We start from the raw sequence: 21389 nt of genomic DNA, 5'->3' as shown, positions 1-21389 counted from the left end.
GGAGGGCGCACACCGGGCCGCGCGCCCGGTAACGTCCTCCAGTATGGACACGTCCTGGTGGCTCGCGGTCGCGGCGGTGGCTCTGCTGGCGCTGGTCGCCACGCTCGTCGACGGCTGGGGGCGCGGACGGCGTCCCGAGGGGCGCAGGACACGGCCGCCGGGGCGGCCCGGGAGGCGGCCGTCCGAACGGCCTGCGGGGCGGCCCGGGAGGCGGCCTGAGGGTCGGCCTTCGAAGGCACCGGTGGCGCGGCCGTCCGGGCGGCCGCAGCCCGCGGAGATCTGGTGGGCGAACGTGCCGTTCGAGGACGGGCCGGGCGCGAAGGACCGGCCGTGTCTGGTGCTGACGGTGCGGGGCCGGCACGCGACCGTCGCGAAGATCACCAGCAAGTTCCACGACGACCGGGCCGGGGTGATCCCGCTGCCGCCGGGTGCCGTGGGGGACGCGCGGGGCCGGGCGAGTTTTCTGGAGACGGACGAGCTGCGCCGCGTCCCGGTGGGCGACTTCCGCCGCCGGGTGGGTGTGGTGGACCCGGTCCTGTGGGACCAGGTCCGTCACCTGACGAGGTAAGAGGCCGGGGGGCTCACGCCCAGAGCTGGCCCTGGAGCGTCTCGATCGCTTCCTCCGTGGTGGCCGCGGTGTAGACGCCGGTGGAGAGGTACTTCCAGCCGCCGTCGGCGACGACGAACACGATGTCGGCGCTCTCGCCCGCCTTCACGGCCTTGTTGCCGACGCCGATCGCGGCGTGCAGGGCGGCGCCGGTGGAGACGCCCGCGAAGATGCCCTCCTGCTGGAGCAGTTCCCGGGTGCGGGTGACGGCGTCCGCCGAGCCGACGGAGAAGCGGGTGGTGAGGACGGAGGCGTCGTACAGCTCGGGGACGAAGCCCTCGTCGAGGTTGCGCAGGCCGTACACCAGGTCGTCGTAGCGCGGTTCGGCGGCGACGATCCTCACGTCCGGCTTGTGTTCGCGCAGGTAGCGGCCGACGCCCATGAGGGTGCCGGTGGTGCCGAGGCCCGCGACGAAATGGGTGACGGAGGGGAGGTCGGCGAGGATCTCCGGGCCGGTCGTGGCGTAGTGGGCGCCCGCGTTGTCGGGGTTGCCGTACTGGTAGAGCATCACCCAGTCGGGGTGCTCGGCGGAGAGTTCCTTGGCGACGCGTACGGCGGTGTTGGAGCCGCCGGCGGCCGGGGAGGAGATGATCTCCGCGCCCCACATGGCGAGCAGGTCCCGGCGCTCCTGGGAGGTGTTCTCGGGCATCACGCAGACGATGCGGTAGCCCTTGAGCTTGGCCGCCATGGCCAGGGAGATGCCCGTGTTGCCGCTGGTCGGCTCCAGGATCGTGCAGCCGGGCGTGAGGCGGCCGTCCTTCTCCGCCTGCTCGATCATGTGCAGGGCCGGGCGGTCCTTGACGGAGCCGGTGGGGTTGCGGTCCTCCAGCTTGGCCCAGATGCGGACGTCGGGGGACGGCGACAGCCGCGGCAGGCGCACCAGAGGGGTGTTGCCCACCGCGGCCAGCGGGGAGTCGTAGCGCATCTCGATCAGGCCATGCCGCCGGCCACGGCCGGCAGGATCGTCACGTTGTCGCCGTCGGTCAGCTTGGTGTTGATGCCGTCGAGGAAGCGGACGTCCTCGTCGTTGAGGTAGACGTTGACGAAGCGGCGCAGCTGGTCGCCGTCCACGATGCGGGCCTGGATGCCCGCGTGCCGGGTCTCGAGGTCGTTGAACAGGTCGGCGAGGGTGTCACCGTTGGCCTCCACCGCCTTCTGACCGTCGGTGTAGGTGCGGAGGATGGTGGGGATGCGGACCTCGATGGCCATGGCTCAGGACTCCTGTCGGATGGTGTCTGGTCGGTGGGCGCGCGGCAGCGCAGGTACAGCGGGAACAGCGGGTGCAGCAGGAGTGGACGCGCCGCGGCTCACGGGCCGTACGGCGGCAGGGCCGGCGTCAACAGATGGCGCTGGCGAGCCTGCACAGGTCGACGTGCAGCCGCGCGACGAGCAGCGGGCCCGGCGTCTTGTCGCTCACGTCATGGAAAACCATGGGCTCATCGTATCGATTCCCGGTCCGGCTTCCGGAATGTGATCCCACATCGCGGACTGTTTCCGGCCGTGGAGTGAGACCCCACAGCTCAACGCCCCCGCTGGCGGCTCGGCTCAGGCGGACGCTCGTCGCACCAGCCTGGTCGGTACGACCACGGAGGACACGTCCGTCACATCGGTCCCGGCGGTGCGGTCGAAGAGCAGGCCGGCCATCAGGCGACCCATCTCCTCGACGTCCTGGTGGACGGTGGTCAGGGGCGGGTCGGTCGCCTCGGCGATGGCGGTTAGGTCGTCGAAGCCGACGACGGCCACGTCGTCCGGGACCCGGCGCCCGCGCTCCCGCAGCGTCTGGAGCGCGCCGGAGGCCATGAGGTCCGAGGCGACGAAGACGGCGTCGAGGTCGGGACACCTGCGGAGCAGCGCGGCCATCGCGTCGGCGGCGCCCTGCCGGGTGTAGTCGGCGCGTTCGACGAGGTGGGACGAGGTGTCCGGGAGGACGTCCCGGTAGCCGGCGAGCCGCTCGGCGGCGGAGTTCTCCTGGTCGTAGGGCCCGGTGACGGTGGCGATGCGGGTGCGGCCGAGGGAGACGAGGTGCTGGACGGCCTGCCGGGCGCCGCCGCGGTTGTCGCCGTCGACGTAGGGGTGGCGGCGCGCGGTGTCGCGCTCGCGCAGGAGCGGGCGGCCGCCGAAGACGGCGGGCAGGCCGACCCGGTCGATCATCTCCGGCAGCCGGTCGCCGGGGCGCAGGGAGAACAGCAGGGCGCCGTCGACATGGCCGCCGCCGAGGTAGTCGGCCACGCGCGCGTGGTCGTCCGCCTCGTCGAGGAAGAGCAGGACCGGCTGGGCGCCGTGCCGGGCGAGTTCCCGGCGGATGCCCCGTAGGAGGCAGTCGAAGAACGGGTCGAGGAAGAGCCGGTCCTGGGGCTGGGTGGCCACGACGGCGACGGCGTTCGTGCGGCGGGTGACCAGTTGGCGGGCGGCCTGGTTGGGCACGTAGCCGAGTTCGGCGATCACCTCGCGGACGCGTTCGACGACCTCGGCGCGTACCTTCGGCTCCTCGTTGATCACCCGGGACACCGTCGACTTCGACACCCCCGACCGGCGTGCGACGTCCTCGAGCGTGGGGCGCCGTCCGTTCGACCGCTGCGTCAACACCATCTCCGTTAGGGCGAGTTGGACCAAGGCGTACGACGGTCAGTATGCCTCGACGACCTTGACGTCCTCCTCGGTGACCACGCCCTCGACGATGGTGAAGGAGCGGAACTGGAACTCGCCGGCGCCGTCGGTGTCGGCGGTGGAGACCAGGACGTAGTGGGCGCCGGGCTCGTTGGCGTAGGAGATGTCGGTGCGGGAGGGGTAGGCCTCGGTCGCGGTGTGGGAGTGGTAGATGACCACCGGCTCCTCGTCGCGGTCGTCCATCTCGCGGTACAGCTTGAGCAGGTCCTGCGAGTCGAACTCGTAGAACGTGGGCGAGCGGGCCGCGTTCAGCATGGGGATGAAGCGCTCGGGACGGCCGGAGCCCGCCGGACCGGCGACGACTCCGCACGCCTCGTCGGGGTGGTCCTCGCGCGCGTGGGCGACGATCTGGTCGTGGAGGGCCTGGGTGATGGTCAGCATGCTGGTCAGGATAAGCATGAGGGCCGCCCTGTACCGAGGGATGGTACGGGGCGGCCCATATGCCGGACGTCCTGAGCGGCTGCCGCAGGGGGTGCCACGAGTACTCCCTACGGCCGGACGTCCCGTCCGGTGCTGGTCAGCCGACCTTCTCGAGCTCCGGGTCGCGGCGCTGGGCGACCTGCGGGTTGCTCGCCTTGAGGACGTACCAGCCGATGGCGAGGGCGGCGGCCCAGCCGGCCATGACGTACAGGCAGACGCGCGATTCGCTGTCGTAGGCGATGAGGCCGGTGACGAAGAGCAGGAAGACGATGGCGACGTACGAGCACTTCGCGCCGCCCGGCGCCGGGAAGGAGGAGGCGGGCAGACGGCCCGCGTCGACCGCGCGGCGGTAGAGGACGTGGCTGACCAGGATCATCAGCCAGGTCCAGATGCCGGCCGCGGTGGCGACGGAGGTGACGTAGCCGAAGGCCTTCTCGGGGACGATGTAGTTCAGGACCACGCCGATGCCCATGAAGAGGACCGAGACCGTGATGCCGAAGGCCGGCGTCTTGGACGCGGAGAGCTTCTTGAACACGGCGGGGGCCTCACCGCTGTCGGCCAGGTTCCGCAGCATGCGGCCGGTGGAGTACATGCCGGAGTTGCAGGAGGACAGGGCCGCGGTCAGGACGACGAAGTTGACGATGCCGGCGCCGGCCGGGATGCCGATCTTGGCGAAGGCGGCGACGAAGGGGCTGACGCCCGGCGCGAACTCGGTCCACTTCACGACGCAGAGGATGACGGTGAGCGCGCCGACGTAGAAGAGGGCGATGCGCCACGGGAGCGTGTTGATCGCCTTGGGCAGGGTCTTCTCGGGGTTCTCGGACTCGCCGGCCGTGACACCGACCAGCTCGACGGCGAGGTAGGCGAACATGACGCCCTGCAGGGTCATCAGGGACGAGCCGATGCCCTTGGGGAAGAAGCCGTCGAAGGCCCAGAGGTTGGAGACCGCCGCGGTGTCGCCGGCGGAGCTGAAGCCGAAGGTCAGCACACCGAGGCCGATGACGATCATGCCGATGAGGGCGGTGACCTTGACCATCGAGAACCAGAACTCCAGCTCACCGAAGAGCTTCACGGAGATCAGGTTCACCCCGAAGAGGATCACCAGGAATACCAGTGCCGTCACCCATTGCGGGATGGCGGGGAACCAGTAGTTGACGTAGATCGCGGCGGCGGTGAGTTCCGCCATGCCGGTGACGACCCACATCAGCCAGTACGTCCAGCCGGTGAAGTAGCCGAAGAACGGGCCGAGGAATTCGCGCGAGTACTCCGCGAAGGAGCCCGAGACGGGGCGGTAGAGCAGGAGCTCACCGAGCGCCCGCATGATGAAGAAGATGATCACGCCGGCGAGGGCGTACATGAAGATGAGGCTGGGACCGGCCTTGGCGATGTTCGCCCCGGCTCCCAGGAAGAGGCCGACGCCGATGGCGCCGCCGATCGCGATCATCTGGACCTGGCGGCTGCCGAGTCCGCGCTCGTACCCCTCTTCGGGGGTCGTGTCCTTGTCGACCTGCGCTGAGGTCATGTGTGGTGCGCCTTTCTCCATGCCGATCCGGGCCTCTCGTCGGCCTCGGATCGGGTCTCGATCCCCCCGGATGATGGAGTTGAGCGGGCTGCTCGGCCCGCTCGTGCCTGGCCGACGATCCGTCGGCTCGGTGGCGCACCCGGCCGAACATTTGGGTGGTGTTCGCCGGGCGGTCGTGAAGATTTATCACGGCCGCAACATTGATCACGCGGGCGACATGTGACGCATGCCTCAAGGAGAACCGGACAAAACGCTTACCGGCACGCCAACGGGGCCGTCACGGTGACGGGATCGTTATCCGGATTTGAGCGCCCTCTGAGCGAACACAAAACCCTTACATCTCAGGGCATAAGCGTCGCGATCAGTGTCTCCTGGAGTCCGCCCAGCCACAGGTATGCCATGACCATCGGCTTGCGCGGGTCCTCGTCCGGGAGCCGGTAGAGCAGATCGGTGTCGTCCTCGTCGGTGATCTCCAGCCGGGAGCCGATCGCCAGGCGCAGGTCGTTGAGGGCGCCGAGCCACTGCTGGGCCTCGTCGGCCGACAGCTTGAGGACCGCCCCGCCCTCCCCCGCCGACGCGAGCGCGTCCAGGGAGCGGATCACGGCGAGGGCGTTGTCGCGCTTGCCGGCGCGCAGGTCGTTCTCGGTGTAGCGGCGGAACTCGGCGGAGTGCGCCCGCTGCTCCTCGGCCTGCTGGGGGCCCGGGGTGGCCTCCGGGTCGATGTAGGCGTCCGGGAAGAGCCGGCGCAGCACCGGGTCGGCGGGCGGTTCGCTCGGCCCCTCGGCGAAGAGCTCGGCGAGGGGGTCGTCCGGGGCGTCCTCGGCGGGGCCGGGGCCGATGAGCTCCAGGAGCTGGACGGCCAGCGAGCGGATGATGGAGATCTCGACGTCGTCGAGGGCGACGGCCGCGCCGCCGCCGGGGAGCGGTTCGAAGGTTCCTGGCATCAGGGGTTGTCGCTACTTCCGGTCCTGCGGGCGGGGTCGGGTCATTTCCGGTCCTGCTGGAGGGTGGCCCACAGGCCGTAGCCGTGCATGGCCTGGACGTCGCGCTCCATCTCCTCGCGGCTACCGCTGGAGACGACCGCACGGCCCTTGTGGTGCACGTCGAGCATGAGCTTGGTGGCCTTGTCCTTGGAGTAGCCGAAGTACGTCTGGAAGACGTACGTCACATAGCTCATGAGGTTGACCGGGTCGTTGTGGACGATGGTGACCCAGGGGACGTCCGGCTCGGGGACGGCGAAGACCTCCTCCGCCGACTCGGTACGTTCGATCTCCAGGGGCGCGGGTGACGTCACACGGTCAATGCTGCCACGCATCGCAGATATCGTCACACCGACGAAAAAGGAGTACGATCAGTGCCATGAACACAGCGGACCTTGGGCTGCCGGTGGACGTCCCCTCCACGGCGCTCTTCACGGACCAGTACGAGCTGACGATGCTGCAGGCCGCGCTGAAGGCGGGCACCGCCGCGCGACGGTCGGTGTTCGAGGTCTTCACCCGGCGGCTGCCGGAGGGACGGCGCTACGGCGTCGTCGCGGGCACCGGGCGTGTCCTGGACGCCGTGGAGAACTTCCGGTTCGACGCGGGCGTCCTCGGCTTCCTGCGCGAGCGGAAGATCGTGGACGAGGCGACCCTCGAATGGCTCGGCTCGTACCGCTTCTCGGGTGACATATGGGGCTACCCGGAGGGCGAGGTGTACTTCCCCGGCTCGCCGATCATGCGCGTCGAGGGCTCCTTCGCCGAGTGCGTGCTGCTGGAGACCGTGATCCTTTCCATCCTCAACCACGACTCCGCGATCGCGGCCGCCGCCTCCCGGATGTCCTCGGCCGCCGGGGAGCGGCCGCTGATCGAGATGGGCGCCCGCCGCACCCACGAGCTGGCCGCCGTGGCCGCCTCCCGCGCCGCGTACCTCGGCGGCTTCGCCACCACCTCCGACCTGGCCGCCGGCTTCCGCTACGGCATCCCGACCGTCGGCACCTCCGCCCACGCCTTCACCCTGCTGCACGACACCGAGCGGGACGCCTTCACGGCCCAGGTCGACTCGCTGGGCCGGGGCACGACGCTCCTGGTGGACACCTACGACGTCGCCGAGGCCGTACGGACGGCCGTGGAGGTCGCCGGGCCGGAGCTGGGCGCGGTGCGCATCGACTCCGGTGACCTGCTGCTCGTCGCCCACCGGGTGCGCCAGCAGCTGGACGAGCTGGGTGCGACCGACACGAAGATCATCGTGACGTCCGACCTCGACGAGTACGCCATCGCCTCGCTGGCCGCGGCGCCCGTGGACGCGTACGGCGTGGGCACGCAGCTGGTGACCGGCTCCGGGCACCCGACCTGCTCGATGGTCTACAAGCTGGTCGCCCGCGCCGAGTCCGACGACCAGAAGGCGCCTCTGCTGCCGGTGGCGAAGAAGTCGTCCGGCGGCAAGACCTCCATCGGCGGCCGCAAGTGGGCCGCGCGGCGGCCGGACGCGTACGGGGTGGCGGAGGCCGAGGTCGTGGGCACCGGGCCGGTGCCGGCCGAGCTGGCCGACCGGCAGCTCCTCGTCGAACTGGTCAAGGGCGGCGAGGTCGTCGCCCGCGAGCCGCTGGACGTCGTCCGCGACCGGCACACCGCCGCCCGCGCCGGCCTGCCGATGTCGGCGACCCAGCTGTCGCGCGGGGAACCGGTCATTCCGACGGAGTATGTACAAGCGCGGTCGGGTAGCTAGGGGAAGTGCCCGCGTACGCCCCCTTGACGCCCCCTCCCGTACCGCGCGGGAAGTCTCTAGGCTCGGAAGCTTGCGGCCGGGCCCGCAGCCTCATCACCGAGATCCCATAGTCGAAGGACACCGACCATGCGCCGCGCCTTGATCGTCGTAGACGTTCAGAACGACTTCTGCGAGGGGGGCAGTCTCGCGGTGGCCGGGGGTGCCGATGTCGCCGCCGCCATCACCGAGCTGATCGGGCAGGCGCCCGCCGGCTACCGGCATGTCGTGGCCACCCGCGACCACCACATCGCACCCGGCGGCCACTTCGCCGACAACCCCGACTTCGTGCACTCCTGGCCCGCGCACTGCGTCGCCGGGACGGAGGGCGTGGGGTTCCACCCGAACTTCGCTCCCGCGGTCGCGTCCGGCGCGATCGACGCCGTGTTCGACAAGGGCGCGTACGCGGCCGCCTACAGCGGGTTCGAGGGCGCCGACGAGAACGGGGTGAAGCTGGGCGACTGGCTGCGCGCCCGGGAGATCGACGAGGTGGACGTCGTCGGCATAGCGACCGACCACTGTGTGAAGGCCACCGCCCTGGACGCGGCCCGCGAGGGCTTCCGCACCCACGTCCTGCTGGACCTCACCGCCGGAGTGGCCGAGGAGACCACCGAGCGGGCCCTGGTCGCCCTGCGCGAGGCCGGGGTGGAGCTTTCCGGCAAGCCCGTGGTGTAGCGGGCCCCGGGCCTACGGGGATCTGCCCCGGGGGCTCATACGAGGGCCCACCGGGACTCTCCCGGAGGCTCATGCCGTACCGACCGGGAGCCGCAGGAACACACCCCAGGCCCGCCGGGCTCACGCGGGCGCGGGCCCACCGGCGGTTCGCCGGGGCTCGTGCGGGGCTCGGCCGGACGTCGCCGGAGGCGTGGGGCCGCCCTGCCGGACCCCGGGGGGGCGCTCGTGAGGGCCAGCCCAGAACGCGCCGAGGCATGCCCGGAGCCGCCGGACCCGCTCGGGCTCGCCCGGCTCATGCCTGGGGCGTGGGCCTCCTCAGGAGGGAGCGGATCGGGCGCCAGAGCTCGATGACCGTGACGCCGTTGTCGGGGGCGGTACGCCATATCAGGCCGTCGGGGTGGTGCAGGACGGCCGTGATCTCGTCCGGGGTGGGCGGGGCGGCGTTGCCCCGCAGGTAGATCGCGCGCATACCGAGGTTGCGGAGCCTGGTCAGGGCCCGGGCGCGGTTCTGCGCGTGGACGAGCACGCGCACTCCCCCGGGAGCGGTGCTCCCGGCGAAGCCGTCGGCGGCGGGGCTGGGCAGGTTGAGTGCCACCACCACCGAGCCGTTCGGCAGCTTGCAAAAGCCTCCTGCGGCCATGCGGTCAGACCCCCGTGTGCGTCGGTGTCAATAAGAAAACCACAGGAGGCACCTAAACACGATCGGCGGCGACCCGCCAGGGGGTCACCGCCGATGCGCTTCTGACCTGCGAAAACGTCGACTACTTCGCGGACGGTCCCACCTGGAGCGAGATCGTCGAGCCGTCCACCGGCTCCTGCGTGATCTTGATCCGGGTGTTGGTGTCAGTGACCTTGACGCCCGCGAGCGGGGTCTTCGCGTCGTAGTACGTCGACGTGCCGTCGTCGAAGACCGGGATGCCGATCCGCGAGATGACCTTCGTCTCGACGCCCGCCTTGTGCAGCGTGAACGCGTCGGTGGCGTAGCGGCTGAAGGTCGAGTCGAAGGACTGGATCCGGCTCGGCATGAACGTGCCGTCGGACCACTTCATCGCCTGCGGGTGGGCGTCGACCGGAAGGATCAGGCCCCGCCCGGGGTGCTGGCTGGTGTTGTCGTCCGCCTGGGAGGTGTCCCACTTCCAGATCAGCAGACCGTTCTGGTACGGGTAGTGCTCGACCCAGGACGGCTTGGTCGACGAGAAGCCGAAGTTGTACGGGCCGACCTTGAGGGTCTTGTCGTACGACACGTACTGGCGGTTCTCGGCGAGGTAGTACTGCGGGTAGTCGCCCGTGATGGACGCGCCGATGCGGTTGAAGCCGTTCGCCGTCCAGGCCGCGTCCTGGGACTCGGCGTTGTCGGAGAAGAGGGTCGCGCCGTCCGCGGTGACGGTGATCTCGTCGGCCGCGAAGCCCTGCTGCGCCACACCGGCGTCGGTCTGGTAGCGGAAGCGCAGGTCGACCTTCTTGCCCGCGTAGGCGTTCAGCGAGTACGTCAGCTTCTGGTACGCCTCGACCGTGCCGGTGAGGGCGGGCTTGCCGCTGCCGTCACGGGTGATGGCGTTGCCGTCGGCCAGCTTGCCGTCGATCGGCGTCCAGTTGGCGCCGCCGTCGGTGGACACCTCGGTGTAGAGGTAGTCGTAGTCCTTCTCGATGTCCCACCAGCCGTCGAGGGTGAGGCTCGCGGCGGTCTTGCCGGTCAGGTCGACCGAGCGGGAGAGGGAGTTGCGCAGGTCGTTGCCGCTGCCGCTCCACCACTGGGTGGCGCCCTGCGCCGGGGTGACGACCTTGGTGGTGACCTTCTTGTCCGGCAGCTGGACCACGAGGGCCTGCGGGTTCTTGGTGTTGTACTCCGCCACGCCCAGCTTGTGGTTGGAGCGCACACCGGCCTTGGCGACGTCGTAGTCGAGCCAGCCGAGCTGCATCTTGTCCCAGGCGTTCATGTCGCCGGGCAGGTCGCCGATGGCGTCCTTGCCGGTGCCGAGCCAGGAGCCGGACGACATCAGGGTCCAGAAACCGGTGGAGTTGTCGCCGCCGCCGGAGGTGTCGTACTCGTCGGGCAGGCCGAGGTCGTGGCCGTACTCGTGGGCGTAGACACCGAGTCCGCCGTTCTCCGGCTGGATGGTGTAGTCGCCGACCCAGATGCCGGTGCTGCCGACCTGGGTGCCGCCGAGCTTGTTGGAGGCCGGGCCGGTGGTTCCGGCGTCGGTGCCGAAGGCGTACGAGCGGTGGGCCCAGATCGCGTCCTCGCCCTGGGCGCCGCCGCCGGCGGACTCGTCCTCACCGGCGTGCACGATCTGGAAGTGGTCGATGTAGCCGTCGGGCTCGTTGAAGTCGCCGTCGCCGTCGAAGTCGTAGCGGTCCCACTGGTCGAAGGCGGCCAGGTCCTTCTTGATCTTCGCGGGGGTGTCGCCGGCCGCCTTGCGCTGGGCGACCCAGGCGTTGACGCCGTCCTGCACCGCGTACCAGGCGCCGGTGGCGGCGTCGTTGGAGCCGTAGCGGGCCTCGTTGTAGGGGACCTTGACCCAGTCGGTGACCTTGCCGTCGACCGAGTAGCGGCCCGAGGACTGCTTCTCGTAGTACTTCTTCAGCGACTCGGTGTTGGTGCCGGTGCCGAAGTACAGGTCCTGGAAGTGCTTCTGGTCGTAGTCCGCCTGCCAGGCCGTGCTGTTGTCCTGCTTGCGGTCGGGCTTGGCTATCTGGTTGTGCAGCGGGCCGGGGGTGCCGCCGTAGCGGCTGTCGACCTTGTTGCCGAACTCCACGAGGATCGTGAAGATCTTGTCGGTCTTCTCGCGGCCGAGCTCGACGTACTTGCTGTCACCCTTGGCGCTCTTGAGCTGGACGACCTTCGAGCCGGCACGGTCCTTGACCTTGGCCTTGCCCGAGATGACCTGCTTCAGGGCCTCTTCCCGCTGGGCGTCCTGAGTCTTGCTCAGCGGCCCGTCGAAATCGTGTTCCTTCATCTTGGCCGGCTGCGGGTCGTGCCGGTCCACTGCGGGGGTCCGCGACGACGTGCTGTCGGCGGCCTGTGCCACGGCGAACGTCGAGAACGTCGCCGAGGCCGCCGCGAGCGCGACGACCGTCGCGGCGGCCCTGAAGGTCCAGGGTCTGCTGGTCACTTGCTGTCCTCCCCTGACGCGCGGGTATACGCGTGTAGTCAAGTGACGTCATTTGACTACTGGTTGGCGAGAAAAGACAGATCTTGACTTGAGCAGGTCAAGTGCATTATTGGGAGACGACGTCCGCATTACGGACACGTGACCTTGGCATAACCGGCGCGCACACCCGTCCACTTGCTGGACGGCATGACTCCGTGCGCCCCCTGTGCACCGGTAGTGTTGGTTAGGTCACGCTTACTGTTCGATCTGTTCGGGCATGCAGCCGAATAGGACACCCCCACCTTCGAGGACACGATTGCCATGCCTCGTCCGACTGCTGCACAGATCGCCTACGGCTCGTGCACCGTGATCTTCTCGACACTCGCCATGCTGCTGCTGTCGCAGACGAGTTCGGGGGCGGGGATCACGGTCATCGCCGTGGCAGCGCTCGCCCTCGGGCTCCTGGTCGCCATGACGGTGCCAGTGCCCAGGCAGACCCCGAAGGCCGTCGCCCAGGCCCCGGTCCAACAGCCCGTGGCGGTTTCGGTCGCGGCGGGCGCGCCGGAGCCCGTGCGCGAGACCTCCTCCCCGTCAACTACCCGTCGCTGAAGCGACGTGCTTGCACAGCGGGCACCACTGGTTGTGGTGCTGCGCTTGCGTCCCGTCCCGCCCTCGGGTGTCGGGGGCGGGTCTGGGGCGGTTGACTGCGCCCCGCGTCGCCACAACTCTTCCGCACGTTGTCGGATGTTGCGGGAGCCGTTCCGGTCCGCGTGATCAACGAATCCGCACGACCGGCACGCGAACCAGGCCTGCGAGACCCGGCTCGCCTTGTCTGCGTGGCCGCATTCGGCGCAGGTGCGGGAGGTGTACGCCGGATCGACGTACACCACCGGACCCCCGCCCGGCGGGCCTTGTACGCGATGAACGACCCCAGCTGGGCGAAGCTCCAGCTGGAGTGGGTGGCCCGTTGGGGCTTGCGAAGCCGTACCCGCTCGCGGATGCCCGTCAAATCTTCCAGGGCGATTCCGCGACCGGTGCGTTCTGCCTCGGCCACCACATGTTTTGCGATCTTGTGGTTGATGTCCTTGGCCCGCCGCGCCTCCTTGCGCCGCCGTTTCTTCAAGCGGCGCCTGGCGGACGGGGTGTTCTTGCGTTGCAGTTTGGTGCGCAGGGCGCGTTCGCGCAGCCGTCCCCGGTTCAGGGCACGCCCGGCCATGATCTGGCCGTCCGAGGTGGTCGCGATGTTCACGATCCCCAAGTCGATGCCGAGGAAGCCGTCCAAAACGGCGTTCGGCTCGGCCTCGGGGACCTCGCAGGTGGCGCTCAGGAACCACATGCCGTCCCGGTACAGCAGGTCGGACTCGCCCTTGCGGTGCAGGGCCAGGCGGGCCAGCTGTTCCGGGGAGGCGGTGAACGCCACCCCCTTCATCCGCCCGGACAGGGTCCACAGGGGCACGGTCCGGTCGGTGATCTGCCAGGACAGCATCCGGTCGTCATAGGGCTGCGCACCCCCGGGCCGGAACGTGATCGGTTTCTGCGTCGCCCGCCGGTACCGCCTGGACCACGGCTTGCCCAGGTTCTGGGCCTTCAGGTTCGCCCTGAGGGTGGTGTACGCGTCACAGGTCTTCTTGATGACGTGCTGGGCCGCCTGCGCACCCAGCCCCCACCGCTGCCTGATCTCGGCGTAGGTGTGCTCGCGCAGCGCGAAGTTCCGCTGCACACCCTTGGCGAAGGCGACCTCGGACGCCCAGGACGCCGCCTCGTCGCAGGCACGCAGGGTCACCTCGAGCGCCGACGCCTGTACAGGCGTCGGCAACAGCTTGACCTGCACCACCAGCTTCATGACACCCGAACGTACACAGCCGCCCGCACGAACAGACGACGTCCGTACATCAGTCCCACCATTCAGCGACCCGTCAATCACGCGTTCGACACCGTCCGACTGTGCGCTGCCCGCCGTCAGGCCGCGGTGACCACCACGGTCTTCGCCGCCTTGTCGTGCAGCCCCTGCTTGTAGGGCTTGTCGAAGTAGCTCCAGCCGCCCGCGATGATGGTCCAGACGCAGGCACAGCAGTACGCGAACGGCAGCCACAGCACCAACGCGCGGACCAGTGAGGTCTGCACGGAGGGCGTGGAGCCGTTGTCGAGGTTCGCCACCCGCATGCCCAGCCACTTCTTGCCGAGCGTCTGCCCCGACCTGCTGATCAGGAAGGTGTCGTAGGCGACGTAGAGCACGGCGGCGACGGTGGACTGCCCTAGGGATTTGCCGACCTCGATCCGGTCGCTGTCCACGCTGTACTCGTGGACGTCGAACCCCCAGGTGACCAGCCAGACCACGATGCCGACGAGGATCATGTCGATGATGCGCGCGAGGGTGCGCTTGCCGCTGTCGGCCAGCGGGGGCATGCCGGCGAGCGGATCACCCTGGTAGGGGCCACCGCCGAGGGGGCCGCCTCCGTAGGGGCCACCGCCCTCGCCGTACGGAGGCGGCGGCGGTTGACCTCCGCCGTACGGGGCGTCGTACGGCGAACCGGCGCCCTCGCCCTGCGGGGGCCGCTTCCTGAAGCGATCGTCCTCCGGTGGCTGGTCTCCGGAGCCGGGAGGCGGTTCGGTGGTCATGGCCCGAGTGCACCCCGAACCCCCTGTCTCCGCATCCGGCGGGCCGCCGTCCGGAGTAGCGGTTCGCTCAGGCGCGGCCCGCCACGAAGGTACGTGCGGCCTTGTCGTGCCAGCACTGGTGCCACGGCCGGTCGAACAGGCACCACAGGACGCCGAGGACACCGATGCCGAGCAGGCCCGGGACGCTGTAGACCAGCCAGCGGCGCAGGGCGGCGCCGAACGTCGGCGGCTCGTGCGCCTCGATGTCCCGCACTTCCAGACCCAGCAGCTTCTTGCCCAGGGTGCGGCCCCACTTGGCGGTGGGCAGCGCCTCGTAGAGGACGCCGAAGACGAGCAGGACGGCGAGGACGATGCCGAGGTACGTCGACGTCGTGCCGTCGAGCAGCCACACCGTGACGGTGCGGCCGGAGAGCTTGGCCTCGTCGATCTTCTCGTTGACGTGGTCGAGCGCCTTGAGGCCGAGCGGTACGGCGGCCGCGGCGGTCACCGCGCCGAGGACGACGGTGTCGACGAGCCGGGCCAGGAGGCGTCTGCCCATCCCCGCGGGCCGGGCCGCCGCCTGCCGGCGCGCGGCCGCCTGGAACGGGTCCTCGACGGGCGGCTTCCAGGGCGCCACCCGCTGCTCCTCCTCACCGGACCCCGCCAGCCGGTGCACCTGCTGCGCCCAGGACTGCTGGCCACCTCCGACACCGACGGCCATGGGGGCCGCCGCCTGGGCGGGGGTGGCCTGTTGGGGAACACCCGCGCCCTGCTGGGGCACGCCCGCGCCCTGTTGGGGGATGCCGACACCCTGTTGGGGGTCACCGGGGATGCCGGGAACGCCCGGGGCACTCGGCGCACTCGGAGCGGCCTGCTGCGGACCGGACAGGGCGGACGGTACGGCGGCGGACGACTGGGCTCCCACGGCGGGCTGAGCACCGCCCACCGGACCGGCGACCCCGCCCGCACTCGCACCGGCCTGCGCCTGCGCCGCACGTTCGGCCGCGGCCTTCCCCGCACCGAACCCGTGCCCGGCGGCGGCCCCCGCACCCCCGCCGGACGCCCCGCCCCGCTGTCCCGCTCCTGCCCCCTGCGGCCGGAAGGTCATGGTGCCGTCGTCCCGGGAGGGCGGCGTGTCGGTCCTGGGGCGGCGGAAGACGAACGTGCCGTCGGAGGGCAGGTCGGCGGCGGCCGGGGCCGGTTCGGGTTCCGTGGGCGGGATGGTCGCCGTGCCGTCCGTGTGGGCGGAGTGGCCGTCGGGCTGGGACGGGGGGTCGGCCGGGACCCTGGGGTCGGCCGACTGCGGTGACCCCCATGACACCCGCCGGTCCTGGTCGCCGCCGAAGCCGGTCTGCCGGGAGCGGTCGGCGCCCCATGCGGACGCCGGTTCGGGACGGCTGCCGTACTGCTGCTCGCCGCCCGCGGCCGGCGCCGGCTGCGGGTCCTCGTCGAAGAAGTGCGGGCCGGTCTCCTCCACGGAGCCCGGGGGCGCGAGCGGTTCACCGTCGGACGGCGCCGGACGGCTGGTGCCCGGTACCCAGGAGGCACCGTTCCAGTACCGGACGTATCCAGGAATGGACGGGTCCGGGTAATACCCTTCGCGGGGCCTGTCGTCGCCGGGGGCCGGGGTTGGGGCGCTCATGTCCGTCGTCCCGTATCTGCTCGGGGGTCGTCTGCGGGGCTCCACATCTATCATCCCGGCGCGCGCCCCAACGCCTGTCCCGCCGCACCCACTCCTTTCCGGGCAACCTCGTACACGTACTTCACACGAGTGGAACGCCAAGCGGAACCTCCGCGGAACCTCACTGGACAAAAGTGCGGTGCAAAAGTTCCGCGAACCCGCGTAATGCCCGGCGCCGAGCCCCCTCTCTCCCGGTACGGGCCCGCCGACAGGGCCGTAGGAGAGAGGACGTACGACCATGCAGCACACCGTGGTGGAACGTGAGTTGGAGATCAGACTCGTGCTGTCGCCGGAGCTCAGCATCCCGGTGCCGGCCAGGCTGGACTACCGCAGCGACGACCCCTTCGCCGTCCATGTCACCTTCCACATCGACTCCGAGCACCCGGTGGAGTGGACGTTCGCCCGTGAGCTCCTGGTGGAGGGGGTGTTCCGGCCGTGCGGGAACGGGGACGTGCGGGTGTGGCCGACGAAGGTGGACGGGCGCAGCGTCGTGCTGATGGCGCTGAGTTCACCCGACGGGGACGCCCTGCTTCAGGCGCCCGCCGCTCCGGTGTCGGCCTGGCTGGAGCGGACGCTGCGGGTGGTGCCGCCGGGGAGCGAGGGCGAGCAGCTGGGGATGGACGACGCCCTGGCCCAGCTGCTCGCGCGGTGAGTCAGAACAGCTTGCCGGGGTTGAGGATGCCCAGCGGGTCGAAGACGTGCTTGACGGCCCGCTGCATCTCCACGCCCACGGGGCCGATCTCGCGCGCCAGCCACTCCTTCTTCAGGACGCCCACGCCGTGTTCGCCGGTGATGGTGCCGCCGAGTTCCAGGCCGAGCGCCATGATCTCGTCGAAGGACTCGCGGGCGCGCCGGGACTCGTCGGGGTCCTGGGCGTCGAAGCAGACGGTGGGGTGGGTGTTGCCGTCACCCGCGTGGGCGACGACTCCGATGGTCAACCGGTGCTTCTCCGCGATGCGCTCGACCCCTTCGAGCATGTCGCCGAGGCGGGAGCGGGGCACGCACACGTCGTCGATCATCGTCGTGCCCTGGACCGCCTCCAGCGCGACCAGCGACGACCGCCGTGCCTGCAGGAGCAGTTCGGACTCGGCCGCGTCCTCGGCCGGTACGACCTGGGTGGCGCCGGCGGCCTCGCACAGCGCGCCGACGGCGGCGAGGTCGGCGGCCGGGTCGGTGGTGTCGAACGCGGCGAGCAGCAGGGCCTCGGTGGTGTCGGGGAGGCCCATGTGGGTGAGGTCGTTGACGGCCTTCACGGTCGTACGGTCCATCAGTTCGAGGAGGGACGGTACGTGTCCGCCCTCCATGATCCGGCACACCGCGTCGCAGGCGGCGGCGCCGGTGGCGAACTCGGCGGCCAGCACCAGCTGCGCGGGCGGCTGCGGCTTGAGGGCCAGGGTCGCCCGGACGACGATGCCGAGGGAGCCCTCGGAGCCGACGAAGAGGCGGGTGAGGTCGTACCCGGCGACGCCCTTCGCGGTGCGGCGGCCGGTGGACATCAGCCGCCCGTCGGCCAGCACGACGTCGAGGCCGAGGACGTACTCGGCGGTCACTCCGTACTTCACGCAGCACAGCCCGCCGGACGCGGTGCCGATGTTGCCGCCGATGGTGCACATCTCCCAACTGGAGGGGTCGGGAGGGTAGGCGAGTCCGTGCTCGGCGACCGCGCGGGAGAGGGCGGCGTTGACGACGCCCGGTTCGACGACGGCGATGCGGTCGACCGGATTGATCTCCAGGATGCGGTCCATCCGGGTGAGCGAAAGGACGATGCAGCCATCAGAGGCGTTCGCGGCGCCCGACAGACCGGTGCGGGCGCCCTGGGGGACGACCGGGACGCGCAGCGCGGTCGCGACGCGCATGACGTGCTGGACGTGTTCGACCGTGCGGGGCAGGACGACGACCGCGGGGGTGCCGGCCGGGCAGAAGCTTGCCATGTCGTTGGCGTAGGAGACGGTGACGTCGGGGTCGGTGAGGACGGCCTCGGCGGGCAGGCCGCTCAGCAGACGGTCGACGAGATCGCCCGTTGGCGCCGTGTCTTCGGTGGGGGGCGCTTCGATACGGCTCATGATCACAGGTTCGCACCCGGGGCCATCGGTGTGAACCCCGTCCGCGGCACCCTTGGGCCGCCGGGGTGTGCTCGTCGTACTGGCGCACAGTGAGCGCCATGGAGAACGAAGTGGGCGCGGTGAGACAGGGGCGCGGGCGGGTTCTCAAGCGGGTGCTGATCACCCTGCTCGCGGGGGGTGTCGTCGCCGGCGGGGTGATGTTGTTCCCGCACGGCGGACGGCAGGTCCCCCGGCCGGTGCGACCGGCGCCGGGCGCGCAGGCGGATTCGGCGGTACGGGCCGGGGTGCCGGCCGCGCTGCCCGACCTGGCGGTGCTGATCGGGGAGCGCGAGGCGCATCTGCGGACGCATCCCGGGGACGCGCGGTCGTGGGCGGTGCTCGGAGCGGCGTACGTCGAGCAGGGGCGGCGGACCGCCGACGCGGCCGCGTACTACCCGAAGGCGGAGCGGGCGCTGCGTACGTCGCTGACGGTGCGGCCGGCGCGCAACCCCGAGGCGCTGGGCGGCATGGCGGCGCTGGCCGACGCGCGCCGGGACTTCCGGTCGGCGCGGGCCCTGGGCGAGGCCGCGCTGAAGGCGGACCCGAAGCGGTGGACGACGTACCCCCCGCTGATCGACGCGTACACGGGGCTGGGCGACCACGAGGCCGCCGAGCAGACGCTGGACCGGCTGCTCGAACTGCACTCCGGGCCGGCTGTTCTGGCGCGGGCCGCGGCCGTCTACCGGGACCTGGGCCGGCGGGAGGACGCGGCGGCCGCGCTGTCCGACGCGGTGGCGGGAGCGCAGGCGCCGGCCGAACGGGCGGCCTGGCTGGAGCGGGCCGGGCAGCTCGCGTGGGAGCGGGGTGAGCGGGAGGCCGCCCTGCGGCACTTCGAGGAGGCGGTGCGGCTCGACCCGGACCAGCGGGCCGCGCAGGCCGGGCAGGCTCGGGCGCTGGCGGCGCTGGGGCGGACGTCGGAGGCGCTGAGCGCGTACCGGGCGGCGCTCACCAAGCAGCCGGTGCCGCAGTACGCGCTGGAGCTGGGCGAGCTGTACGAGTCGCTGGGGCTCGCGCAGGCCGCGAGGGTGCAGTACGACCTGCTGCGGGACCGGGTCCGGCGGGACGCGGCGGGCGGGGTCGACGGGGATCTGGTCCTCGGCGCGTTCGAGGCGGACCACGGCGACCCGCGGGCGGCAGTGCGGCTGCTGCGTCAGGAGTGGGCGCGCCAGCCGGGAGTCGAGGTCGCGGACGCGCTGGGGTGGGCGCTGCACCGGTCCGGGGAGACCGAGGAGGCGCTGCGCTTCGCGACGGTGGCGACGGACCGGGCCCACGCGGGCACGGTGCGCAGCGCGTCGTACCTGTACCACCGGGGCATGATCGAGCGGCGGCTGCGGCTGGACGGGCCGGCCCGCAGGCACCTCGAGGAGGCGCTGCGGATCAACCCGTACTTCTCGCGGCTGGGGGCGCCGGCGGCACGGACGGCCCTGGCGGAACTGGGTGAGGCGCCGTGGACGGACGTGCCGGTGATGGACGACGAGGAGGAAGAGGAGTAGGAGCGGCCCGGCTCACAGATTGCCGCGTTTGGCCTGCTCCCTCTCGATCGCCTCGAACAGCGCCTTGAAGTTGCCCTTGCCGAAGCCCATCGAGCCGTGGCGTTCGATGAGCTCGAAGAACACGGTCGGCCGGTCCTGGACCGGCTTGGTGAAGATCTGCAGCAGGTAGCCGTCCTCGTCGCGGTCGGCGAGGATCTTCAGTTCGCGCAGGGTCTCGACGGGGACGCGGGTGTCGCCGACCCACTCGCCGAGGGTGTCGTAGTACGAGTCGGGCGTGTCCAGGAACTGCACGCCGGCCGCCCGCATCGTGCGTACCGTCTGGACGATGTCGTTGGTGTTGAGGGCGATGTGCTGGACGCCCGCGCCGCCGTAGAACTCCAGGTACTCGTCGATCTGGGACTTCTTCTTGGCGATGGCGGGCTCGTTGATCGGGAACTTGACCTTGAGGGTGCCGTCCGCGACGACCTTCGACATCAGCGCGCTGTACTCGGTGGCGATGTCGTCGCCCACGAACTCCTTCATGTTGGTGAAGCCCATGACGTTGTTGTAGAACTCCACCCACTCGTTCATGTGGCCGAGTTCGACGTTGCCGACGCAGTGGTCGACGGCCTGGAAGGTGCGGTGGGCGGGCGGCTCGACCAGGGGGGCGGCGGTCACGTGGCCGGGGAGGTAGGGGCCGTCGTAGCCGGTGCGCTCGACGAGGGTGTGCCGGGTGGTGCCGTAGGTGGCGATGGCGGCGAGGACGACCGTGCCGTGCTCGTCCTTCAGCTCGTACGGCTCGGCGACCGAGCGGGCGCCGTGTTCGATCGCGTAGGCGTACGCGCGGCGGGCGTCCGGGACCTCGATGGCGAGGTCGACGACGCCGTCGCCGTGTTCGGCCACGTGCTCGGCCAGGAAGTGGCCCCAGGGGGTGACGGGCCTGATGACCGAGGTGAACACGAAGCGGGCGGAGCCGTTCTCCAGTACGTAGCTCGCGGTCTCGCGGCTGCCGTTCTCCGGTCCGGAGTACGCGACCAGCCGCATGCCGAAGGCCGTGGAGTAGTAGTGCGCCGCCTGTTTGGCGTTGCCCACGGCGAAGACGACCGCGTCCATTCCCTTGACCGGGAAGGGGTCTGCCTGCCGGGCGGTGTCGGGAGTGTGGTGTGTGGTCTGCGTCATGACGAAAGCGTCGCGCCGGAAGGCAAGGTGCGCAATAGTTCGTGCATTCGCTGGGCAACCTGTACAGCGAAGAACCGATAATGCCGGTCTTTGTGTACATGATGACCATCCCTGGAGGGTGCCGTGGCGATCGATCAGTTGGACGGCCGGATCATCGCGCTGCTGGCGCGCGAGCCACGCGCGGGTGTCCTGGAGATGTCGCGGCGGCTCGGGGTGGCCCGGGGGACCGTGCAGGCGCGGCTGGACCGGCTTCAGTCGAATGGAGTCATCCGGGGGTTCGGGCCCGAGGTGGACCCGGCGGCGCTCGGCTATCCCGTGACGGCGTTCGCGACGCTGCAGATCCGGCAGGGGCAAGGGGCCGACGTACGGGCGCACTTGACGACCGTGCCGGAGGTGCTGGAGCTGCACACGACGACCGGCAGCGGGGACATGCTGTGCCGCCTGGTGGCCCGTTCGAACGCCGATCTCCAGCGGGTCATCGACCTGGTCGTCGGTTTTGATGGGATCGTCCGGGCCTCCACCGCGATCGTGATGGAGAACCCCGTTCCGCTGCGGATCATCCCGCTGGTGGAGCAGGCGGCGGAGGACTCGACGACGACCTAGCGTGCAGGCCGGCGGAGCGGGGTGAGCGG

22 protein-coding genes and 1 pseudogene are annotated in these 21389 nt (G+C 70.6%); 8 read left to right on the top strand and 15 right to left on the bottom strand.

The genetic code is table 11. The features are described from left to right. Window positions 1-43 precede the first annotated feature (43 nt). Window positions 44-568, top strand: coding sequence for a type II toxin-antitoxin system PemK/MazF family toxin (locus ACGFNV_RS41000; RefSeq protein ID WP_393630017.1), 525 nt, complete (start codon window positions 44-46; stop codon window positions 566-568). Window positions 569-581: 13 nt separating this feature from the next. Here the strand turns inward: ACGFNV_RS41000 and ACGFNV_RS40995 are convergent, their stop codons facing one another. From ACGFNV_RS40995 to ACGFNV_RS40970, 6 genes are all read right to left on the bottom strand, one after another. After that, complete coding sequence (locus ACGFNV_RS40995) at window positions 582-1532, bottom strand: cysteine synthase (protein ID WP_133931365.1); 951 nt, start codon at window positions 1530-1532, stop codon at window positions 582-584. A gap of 5 nt (window positions 1533-1537) precedes the next feature. After that, window positions 1538-1816: a MoaD/ThiS family protein gene (locus tag ACGFNV_RS40990; protein WP_393630014.1), complete on the bottom strand. Its 279-nt coding sequence runs from the start codon at window positions 1814-1816 to the stop codon at window positions 1538-1540. A gap of 127 nt (window positions 1817-1943) precedes the next feature. Beyond that, complete coding sequence (locus ACGFNV_RS40985) at window positions 1944-2039, bottom strand: putative leader peptide (protein WP_324606136.1); 96 nt, start codon at window positions 2037-2039, stop codon at window positions 1944-1946. Between the two features lie 113 nt (window positions 2040-2152). Beyond that, window positions 2153-3196, bottom strand: coding sequence for a LacI family DNA-binding transcriptional regulator (locus ACGFNV_RS40980; protein ID WP_393630012.1), 1044 nt, complete (start codon window positions 3194-3196; stop codon window positions 2153-2155). A 36-nt stretch (window positions 3197-3232) separates the two neighbouring features. Further along, the gene (locus ACGFNV_RS40975; RefSeq protein WP_133931368.1) at window positions 3233-3655 is read right to left on the bottom strand and encodes a M67 family metallopeptidase; all 423 of its coding nucleotides are present in this window, start codon (window positions 3653-3655) and stop codon (window positions 3233-3235) included. Window positions 3656-3791: 136 nt separating this feature from the next. Continuing rightward, entirely contained in the window at window positions 3792-5216 is a 1425-nt protein-coding gene (locus ACGFNV_RS40970) for an amino acid permease (protein ID WP_393630010.1), read from the bottom strand. Window positions 5217-5286: 70 nt separating this feature from the next. On the opposite strand from ACGFNV_RS40970, the gene ACGFNV_RS40965 reads away from it, so the two are divergent. Further along, entirely contained in the window at window positions 5287-5439 is a 153-nt protein-coding gene (locus ACGFNV_RS40965; protein WP_393630008.1) for a hypothetical protein, read from the top strand. Between the two features lie 118 nt (window positions 5440-5557). Here the strand turns inward: ACGFNV_RS40965 and ACGFNV_RS40960 are convergent, their stop codons facing one another. Beyond that, window positions 5558-6160, bottom strand: coding sequence for a DUF2017 domain-containing protein (locus tag ACGFNV_RS40960; RefSeq protein ID WP_393630006.1), 603 nt, complete (start codon window positions 6158-6160; stop codon window positions 5558-5560). Window positions 6161-6201: 41 nt separating this feature from the next. Then, window positions 6202-6519 carry an ATP-dependent Clp protease adapter ClpS gene (clpS, locus tag ACGFNV_RS40955; RefSeq protein WP_393630203.1) on the bottom strand — a complete coding sequence of 106 codons (318 nt, stop codon included), beginning with the start codon at window positions 6517-6519 and terminating at the stop codon, window positions 6202-6204. 56 nt (window positions 6520-6575) lie between these two features. Between clpS and ACGFNV_RS40950 the strand changes: the two genes are divergently transcribed. Beyond that, complete coding sequence (locus tag ACGFNV_RS40950) at window positions 6576-7922, top strand: nicotinate phosphoribosyltransferase (RefSeq protein WP_393630004.1); 1347 nt, start codon at window positions 6576-6578, stop codon at window positions 7920-7922. Window positions 7923-8048: 126 nt separating this feature from the next. Further along, window positions 8049-8633, top strand: a complete 585-nt coding sequence (locus ACGFNV_RS40945) for an isochorismatase family protein (RefSeq protein ID WP_393630002.1) — start codon at window positions 8049-8051, stop codon at window positions 8631-8633. Window positions 8634-8925: 292 nt separating this feature from the next. Here the strand turns inward: ACGFNV_RS40945 and ACGFNV_RS40940 are convergent, their stop codons facing one another. Both ACGFNV_RS40940 and ACGFNV_RS40935 read right to left on the bottom strand, forming a co-directional pair. After that, a complete protein-coding gene (locus ACGFNV_RS40940) occupies window positions 8926-9273 on the bottom strand; it encodes a hypothetical protein (protein ID WP_393630000.1) in 348 nt (115 codons plus the stop codon). Window positions 9274-9394: 121 nt separating this feature from the next. Then, a complete protein-coding gene (locus tag ACGFNV_RS40935; protein WP_393629998.1) occupies window positions 9395-11746 on the bottom strand; it encodes an immune inhibitor A domain-containing protein in 2352 nt (783 codons plus the stop codon). 300 nt (window positions 11747-12046) lie between these two features. Between ACGFNV_RS40935 and ACGFNV_RS40930 the strand changes: the two genes are divergently transcribed. Further along, on the top strand, window positions 12047-12334 hold the full coding sequence (locus tag ACGFNV_RS40930; protein WP_393629996.1) for a hypothetical protein: 288 nt from the start codon (window positions 12047-12049) through the stop codon (window positions 12332-12334). Window positions 12335-12336: 2 nt separating this feature from the next. Here the strand turns inward: ACGFNV_RS40930 and ACGFNV_RS40925 are convergent. The 3 genes and pseudogenes from ACGFNV_RS40925 to ACGFNV_RS40915 form a co-directional block, all read right to left on the bottom strand. Beyond that, a pseudogene (locus ACGFNV_RS40925) lies at window positions 12337-13568 on the bottom strand (RNA-guided endonuclease InsQ/TnpB family protein); the annotation flags it as partial. 116 nt (window positions 13569-13684) lie between these two features. Then, the gene (locus tag ACGFNV_RS40920; protein WP_393629994.1) at window positions 13685-14344 is read right to left on the bottom strand and encodes an RDD family protein; all 660 of its coding nucleotides are present in this window, start codon (window positions 14342-14344) and stop codon (window positions 13685-13687) included. 67 nt (window positions 14345-14411) lie between these two features. After that, the gene (locus ACGFNV_RS40915; protein WP_393629992.1) at window positions 14412-15965 is read right to left on the bottom strand and encodes an RDD family protein; all 1554 of its coding nucleotides are present in this window, start codon (window positions 15963-15965) and stop codon (window positions 14412-14414) included. Window positions 15966-16242: 277 nt separating this feature from the next. On the opposite strand from ACGFNV_RS40915, the gene ACGFNV_RS40910 reads away from it, so the two are divergent. Next, the gene (locus ACGFNV_RS40910) at window positions 16243-16656 is read left to right on the top strand and encodes an SsgA family sporulation/cell division regulator (RefSeq protein ID WP_393629990.1); all 414 of its coding nucleotides are present in this window, start codon (window positions 16243-16245) and stop codon (window positions 16654-16656) included. A gap of 1 nt (window position 16657) precedes the next feature. Here the strand turns inward: ACGFNV_RS40910 and ACGFNV_RS40905 are convergent, their stop codons facing one another. After that, complete coding sequence (locus ACGFNV_RS40905) at window positions 16658-18073, bottom strand: FAD-binding oxidoreductase (RefSeq protein ID WP_393629988.1); 1416 nt, start codon at window positions 18071-18073, stop codon at window positions 16658-16660. 92 nt (window positions 18074-18165) lie between these two features. On the opposite strand from ACGFNV_RS40905, the gene ACGFNV_RS40900 reads away from it, so the two are divergent. Beyond that, window positions 18166-19599 (top strand): tetratricopeptide repeat protein, encoded by a 1434-nt coding sequence (locus ACGFNV_RS40900; RefSeq protein WP_393629986.1) that lies wholly within the window; start codon window positions 18166-18168, stop codon window positions 19597-19599. 12 nt (window positions 19600-19611) lie between these two features. On the opposite strand, the gene hppD is transcribed toward ACGFNV_RS40900, so the two are convergent. Beyond that, window positions 19612-20757: a 4-hydroxyphenylpyruvate dioxygenase gene (gene hppD, locus ACGFNV_RS40895; RefSeq protein WP_393629984.1), complete on the bottom strand. Its 1146-nt coding sequence runs from the start codon at window positions 20755-20757 to the stop codon at window positions 19612-19614. Between the two features lie 123 nt (window positions 20758-20880). On the opposite strand from hppD, the gene ACGFNV_RS40890 reads away from it, so the two are divergent. After that, complete coding sequence (locus tag ACGFNV_RS40890; RefSeq protein WP_393629982.1) at window positions 20881-21360, top strand: Lrp/AsnC family transcriptional regulator; 480 nt, start codon at window positions 20881-20883, stop codon at window positions 21358-21360. Window positions 21361-21389: the final 29 nt, after the last annotated feature.

The sequence above is a fragment of the Streptomyces sp. NPDC048751 genome, assembly GCF_043198595.1.
Taxonomy (GTDB): domain Bacteria; phylum Actinomycetota; class Actinomycetes; order Streptomycetales; family Streptomycetaceae; genus Streptomyces.
Note: the sequence above shows the minus strand (reverse complement) of the source record. Positions and strands in the feature narration are given on the sequence as shown.

Excerpts from the sequence above, each read along its gene's own strand:
- ACGFNV_RS40985 (WP_324606136.1), bottom strand. The coding sequence starts at position 2,039 with ATGGTTTTCCATGACGTGAGCGACAAGACGCCGGGCCCGCTGCTCGTC.
- ACGFNV_RS40920 (WP_393629994.1), bottom strand. The coding sequence starts at position 14,344 with ATGACCACCGAACCGCCTCCCGGCTCCGGAGACCAGCCACCGGAGGAC.
- ACGFNV_RS40975 (WP_133931368.1), bottom strand. The coding sequence starts at position 3,655 with ATGCTGACCATCACCCAGGCCCTCCACGACCAGATCGTCGCCCACGCG.
- ACGFNV_RS40930 (WP_393629996.1), top strand. The coding sequence starts at position 12,047 with ATGCCTCGTCCGACTGCTGCACAGATCGCCTACGGCTCGTGCACCGTG.
- ACGFNV_RS41000 (WP_393630017.1), top strand. The coding sequence starts at position 44 with ATGGACACGTCCTGGTGGCTCGCGGTCGCGGCGGTGGCTCTGCTGGCG.
- ACGFNV_RS40940 (WP_393630000.1), bottom strand. The coding sequence starts at position 9,273 with ATGGCCGCAGGAGGCTTTTGCAAGCTGCCGAACGGCTCGGTGGTGGTG.
- ACGFNV_RS40970 (WP_393630010.1), bottom strand. The coding sequence starts at position 5,216 with ATGACCTCAGCGCAGGTCGACAAGGACACGACCCCCGAAGAGGGGTAC.
- ACGFNV_RS40960 (WP_393630006.1), bottom strand. The coding sequence starts at position 6,160 with ATGCCAGGAACCTTCGAACCGCTCCCCGGCGGCGGCGCGGCCGTCGCC.
- ACGFNV_RS40910 (WP_393629990.1), top strand. The coding sequence starts at position 16,243 with ATGCAGCACACCGTGGTGGAACGTGAGTTGGAGATCAGACTCGTGCTG.
- hppD (WP_393629984.1), bottom strand. The coding sequence starts at position 20,757 with ATGACGCAGACCACACACCACACTCCCGACACCGCCCGGCAGGCAGAC.
- ACGFNV_RS40945 (WP_393630002.1), top strand. The coding sequence starts at position 8,049 with ATGCGCCGCGCCTTGATCGTCGTAGACGTTCAGAACGACTTCTGCGAG.
- ACGFNV_RS40900 (WP_393629986.1), top strand. The coding sequence starts at position 18,166 with ATGGAGAACGAAGTGGGCGCGGTGAGACAGGGGCGCGGGCGGGTTCTC.
- ACGFNV_RS40950 (WP_393630004.1), top strand. The coding sequence starts at position 6,576 with ATGAACACAGCGGACCTTGGGCTGCCGGTGGACGTCCCCTCCACGGCG.
- ACGFNV_RS40990 (WP_393630014.1), bottom strand. The coding sequence starts at position 1,816 with ATGGCCATCGAGGTCCGCATCCCCACCATCCTCCGCACCTACACCGAC.
- ACGFNV_RS40965 (WP_393630008.1), top strand. The coding sequence starts at position 5,287 with ATGATGGAGTTGAGCGGGCTGCTCGGCCCGCTCGTGCCTGGCCGACGA.
- ACGFNV_RS40995 (WP_133931365.1), bottom strand. The coding sequence starts at position 1,532 with ATGCGCTACGACTCCCCGCTGGCCGCGGTGGGCAACACCCCTCTGGTG.
- ACGFNV_RS40980 (WP_393630012.1), bottom strand. The coding sequence starts at position 3,196 with ATGGTGTTGACGCAGCGGTCGAACGGACGGCGCCCCACGCTCGAGGAC.
- ACGFNV_RS40915 (WP_393629992.1), bottom strand. The coding sequence starts at position 15,965 with ATGAGCGCCCCAACCCCGGCCCCCGGCGACGACAGGCCCCGCGAAGGG.